At 64.7% G+C, this 4,800-nt stretch carries 5 protein-coding genes; 4 read left to right on the forward strand and 1 reads right to left on the reverse strand.

The window, feature by feature from the left end; translation table 11 throughout:
- The 4 genes from ACRDUX_RS33310 to ACRDUX_RS33325 all read left to right on the forward strand — a co-directional run.
- On the forward strand, positions 1–914 hold a 914-nt coding region (locus ACRDUX_RS33310; RefSeq protein ID WP_526420537.1), incomplete at its 5' end, for a polyamine ABC transporter substrate-binding protein.
- Positions 911–1,870, forward strand: a complete 960-nt coding sequence (locus ACRDUX_RS33315) for an ABC transporter permease (RefSeq protein ID WP_526420539.1) — start codon at positions 911–913, stop codon at positions 1,868–1,870. The genes ACRDUX_RS33310 and ACRDUX_RS33315, both read left to right, overlap by 4 nt.
- Positions 1,867–2,766, forward strand: a complete 900-nt coding sequence (locus ACRDUX_RS33320; RefSeq protein WP_526420541.1) for an ABC transporter permease — start codon at positions 1,867–1,869, stop codon at positions 2,764–2,766. Before ACRDUX_RS33315 ends, ACRDUX_RS33320 begins: the two co-directional genes overlap by 4 nt.
- A 133-nt stretch (positions 2,767–2,899) precedes the next feature.
- The gene (locus ACRDUX_RS33325; protein ID WP_526420543.1) at positions 2,900–3,814 is read left to right on the forward strand and encodes an MBL fold metallo-hydrolase; all 915 of its coding nucleotides are present in this window, start codon (positions 2,900–2,902) and stop codon (positions 3,812–3,814) included.
- Here the strand turns inward: ACRDUX_RS33325 and ACRDUX_RS33330 are convergent.
- Positions 3,811–4,800: RNA-guided endonuclease TnpB family protein (locus ACRDUX_RS33330; protein ID WP_526420545.1), on the reverse strand; the 990-nt coding region annotated here is incomplete at its 5' end. The genes ACRDUX_RS33325 and ACRDUX_RS33330 overlap by 4 nt on opposite strands.

The following is a 4,800-nucleotide window of genomic DNA, read 5'->3' on the forward strand; positions in this document are numbered from 1 at the left end:
AGATCACCCTCGACTCCTACGGCTCGAACCCCGAGATGATCGCCAAGCTCAGCGCGGCGAAGGGCACGACGGGCTACGACATCTGCGTGCCCACCCACTCGAACATTCAACAGATGGCGACCGCCGGGCTGCTCACCGAGCTCGACCACTCCAGGCTGCAAAACATGAAGAACCTCAATGCAAAAGTCGTCAACACGCCTTTCGACCCTGGCAACAAGTACAGCGTCTGTAAGGACTGGGGCTCGACGGGTTACGTCTACGACACCACCGTCATCAAGCGCGACCTGACATCGTGGGTCGACTTCCTCGACGCCGCGCAGAAAGAGGCATCTGGGAGCATGTCGCTCCTCGAAGACCAGAGCGAGGTGGCGTTCACCTACTTCTACGCCAACGGAATCGACGAGAACACAACCGATCCCGCCCACATTGCGGCCTACCGCTCCTTCATCATCGACAAGATCGCCCCGCACGTGCAGGCCTTCGAGTCGTCGACCAACGCCTCCATCTCCTCCTCGGCCCGCACCCTGATTCACTGCTGGAACGGAGACGCTCGCCTGGGCATACTCGCCAACGCCGAACCCGACAGGTACAAGTGGGTCTGGCCGTCGGAGGGCGCAAACCTCTGGCAGGACAACTGGGCCATCGTCAAGGGTGCACCACACGAAGACGCTGCGTACGACTTCATCAACTACGTGCTCGACCCGGTCGTCTCCCTCAAGGAGCTCCTCTACATCGGCTACAACACCGGGATCGAAGGCATCGAGGCGACAGCCAAGAAGGCCGATATCAAGCGGCCCGACTTGGTCTTCATCAGCGATGACATCATGAAGAAGCTCGTCTACAGCCAAATGACGTCGGCTGAGGGCACGATCATCGGCATCTACGACGAGCTAAAGGCCGCGGCGGGCAAGTGACCGTCTTGGAGGAACGCCCGGGGCAGGTGCCGAATGCGGCGGATGCGCAGCCCTCGCGACGACGGCTGCGGCTGCCACGCGGACTCGGCGCCCTGCCGATCAGCGTGTGGATGCTGCTGTTCTTCATCCTGCCCTTCGGACTCGTGGTCTGGTACAGCTTCGGATACAAACCGGGCATCTACACGACCCATGCCAACGACATCCTCTCGTTGGACCGATATGGCGAGGCTGCCTCGCCAGCGTTCTTTGCGATCTTCGTTCGCACGCTGAAGATCGCCGTCAAGGGAACGGTGCTGTGCCTGGTGATCGCCTTTCCGATGGCGTACTGGATGGCTGTCAAGCTGGCTCCAAAGTGGCGGGGTGTCGTGTTGGCCCTGGTACTCATCCCGTACTGGACCAACTTTCTCGTTCGCACCATCGGTTGGCAAATCTCGCTGAGTCCAACGGGTTTCGTGTCGAAGCTGCTGCAGTGGGCCAACCTGACCCACGGACCGCTGCACGTGCTGTACACCTCGGCTGCGGTTCAGCTCGGCGTGGTCTACAACTATTTACCGCTGATGATCCTTCCGTTGTACGTGGCGCTGGAACGACTCGATCCGAAGCTGCTCGAGGCCAGCCGCGACCTCGGCGGAACGGCGTGGGACACGCTCTGCCGCATTACAATTCCGCTGGCTGCCCCGGGCGTGACCGCCGGAATGCTGTTGGTCTTCGTCCCGCTGATGGGCGACTACATCACCCCAACCGTTCTCGGTGGGGCCAGCGGCAGCATGGTCGGTCAGATGGTCGCCGCCCAGTTCCAGAGCGCGCAAAACTGGGCGCTCGGCGCGGCGATGGCCGTGTTGCTGATGCTGGCCATCTTTGGCACGAGCGCCGTTGTCGGCGGCCTTCTCAAGGTGGTCAGTCGCGTCGCCACCGCCATGACATCCCTGAAACTCCCGGCGAAGGAGCTCTCGTGACCGTCGCAGCCAAGGTGGCGGGTTCCCCCCGGCGGCACAGTCGGCGCAGGCTCCGTCCCGCCGACACGTTCCTGACCGTCTGGGGACTACTGGGTCTGGCGTTCCTCTTCTTCCCGATCGTCGTCATCGTGGTGTTCTCGTTCAACTCAGGGCGCACCCTGCAGACGTTCGACGGAGTCGGCATGGAGGCGTACGTCGCGGCCCTGACCAACCCGGCGATCACCAACTCGATCATCGTTTCGTTGATCACCGCCACCGGCACCGCTGTCGTAGCCACCCTGCTCGGCACCTTCGCCGGAATCGCACTGACCCGTCGGCCCGGCTGGTGGGCGCCTGGGCTGCTCGTGCTGCTGGGCCTCGTGATGGTGACTCCGGAGATCGTCAGCGCGATCTCGTTGCTCCCCTGGTTCGTCACCCTCGGCGTCGACAACGGGCTCGCCGCCTTCAACATCGGTCAGGTGCGCCTCATCATCGCCAACTCCCTATTCGCCAGCGCGGTCGTCACTTTCATCGTGCGGGCCCGGATGACCGGGATGAACGAGACCCTCGAAGAGGCTGCGGCCGACCTGTACGCCCCGCCGTTCCGTCGCTTCACCGACATCACGCTGCCGCTCATCCGCCCCGCCGTCATCTCGGGTGCGCTGCTCGCCTTCACCCTCAGCCTCGACAACACGGTCGTCTCGTCGTTCGTCTCAGTCGCCGGCTCGACGCCGTGGCCGGTGTACATCTTTGCGTCGCTGAAAGCATCGCTGCGGCCGGAGATCGCGGCGATGTCCACGCTGATGCTGGTGCTCACACTGATCGTGCTCGGCGTCGCCGCCCTGATACTCCGCCGAGATCCGGCGGGGTCGGGCAGCGGGGCCGCCGGCCTGACGGACGCGATGGTGGGGCGATGAGCACGGCACCGAACAACGGCGACACCGGACATTCGTCGCGCTCTGGATGAATCTCTCCGCCGAAGGGCGTTCGACGGAAAAGACAGGCGAATTCCGCACTGTCTTCGGGTACGGCCTTCAGGAGGAGAAAAACATGAGCTTGGTCGACGTCTCACACGCCGGCGGCCCCGGGTACGACGAGTTGGTTCCGTCGCGCTATGCACTGAAGGTCGGCGACATCGACGTGCTGGTCATCAGCGACGGAGTACTTCCGATAACCGCCTCGACGATGGCCACCAACGCCGAGCCGGCCGAATACTCAGCCTGGCTCAAGGACATGTTCCTGCCGCCGGAGATCCTCGACTGGCCGTTGAACGTGGCCGTGGTGCGCAGCGGCGGCAAGACCATCCTCATCGATTCCGGGCTGGGGACGGAGTTCCCGGACTTCCCGCGGGCCGGGCAGTTGGCCATGCGACTCGTCGCCGCCGGGGTCGAACCGTCCTCGGTGACCGACGTGGTGCTCACCCACCTGCACATGGACCACATCGGCGGGCTGCTCGTCGACGGACTGCGGAACAAGCTGCGCCCGGACCTGCGGGTGCACGTGACGTCGGCCGAGGCCGAGTTCTGGGAGGCGCCCGACTTCACCCGCACGGTCATGCCAGCGCCGATTCCGGACGTGCTCCGGCGGACTGCCGCGCAGTTCCTGGACGTGTACCGCGGCCAGCTGCGGACGTTCGAGACCGAGTACGAGGTGGCACCTGGCGTGCTGCTCCGCCGTACCGGCGGTCACACCCCCGGCCACAGCATCGTCCGCATCGAGTCCGGCGGTGAGGCATTGACGTTCGCCGGTGACGCCGTGTTCCAGCCCGGGTTCGACAACCCCGAGTGGCAAAACGGCTTCGAACACGACCCCGAGGAATCAGCCCGCGTCCGGGTCCGTCTCTTGAAGGAGCTCGCGGCGAGCGGCGAGCAACTGGTGGCCACTCACCTGTCCTTCCCCTCCGTCTGCCACGTGGCGGTAGCCGGCAACGCCTTCCGATTCGTACCGGCCGTCTGGGATTACTAAAGCGTGTCTACCAATTGTCTGGTGGGCACCGCCGTTCTCGGGCGTTCCGTTGGTTCAGGCCGTGGGGGCGGTGTGAACGTCGGTTCCCGCGTCGTTCGGGCTGGTTCACCGGCACGCGTGGGGTGCTGGTCAGTGCCGTCCCGTCGGCGGGCGTTGGTGGCCCGGCCCCGTTGCTTGGGGGTCCGGGGATCGGAGGGTGAATCGTGGTGGTGTTTCTGGCCCCAAAGGGCCAAATTGACTGCGGCATTCGTGTCGCGATCCGCGCAATACCCGCAACTGCAGGTGAACACCCGATCGGCCAACGTCAGCCCGCTACGGATGATCCCGCAGTGCGAGCACCGCTTGCTGGAGGGATACCACCGGTCAGCCAGTGTGACCGTGCCGTGACGCCACGTTTGTTTGTAGCCGACGATGCGGGCGAACTCGGTCCAGCCGGCATCGGAGATCGCTTGGGCCAGTCGATGGTTTGCCAGCATCCCAGTCACGTGGAGGTCTTCGAGGACGAGTCGGTCGTGGGTCTTGACCAACGCGTTGGCGACCTGGTGCAGGAAATGGCGTCGCACGTTCGCGACGTGATGATGGTGACGCCGCAGCCTGGCGGCGGCGTCACGGCGGTTGCGTGATCCTCTCTGTGTGCGCGACAACGACTTCGCCAGTCGCCGTTGCTTCGTCATGCCGGCCGCGAGCGCTCGTGGGGCTTCGGTGATCCGGGCGACTTCGGTGCCGTCGAGGTGGGCGGCGACCAGGATCGCCGACCTCCTGGCTGTCGTGTGTTTGTTGCGCAGCCGAAACGACGGCATCGTCGCGGTCTTCTTCTTGAACCGTGGGAAGCCGACCCGCGTACCGGTGCGGGTGCCGGCACGGGACTGCGACCAGGCTCTCAATGCCCGACCGAGGTCGACGGCGGCTTCCTCGAACACTTGCTGACACACCTGCGATCGCCATGACAGGCCCGTGACCTCATCGTCGGCGACACCGTCGCCGTT

The sequence above is a fragment of the Mycobacterium sp. genome (assembly GCF_050701675.1).
In the GTDB taxonomy this organism is placed as follows: domain Bacteria; phylum Actinomycetota; class Actinomycetes; order Mycobacteriales; family Mycobacteriaceae; genus Mycobacterium.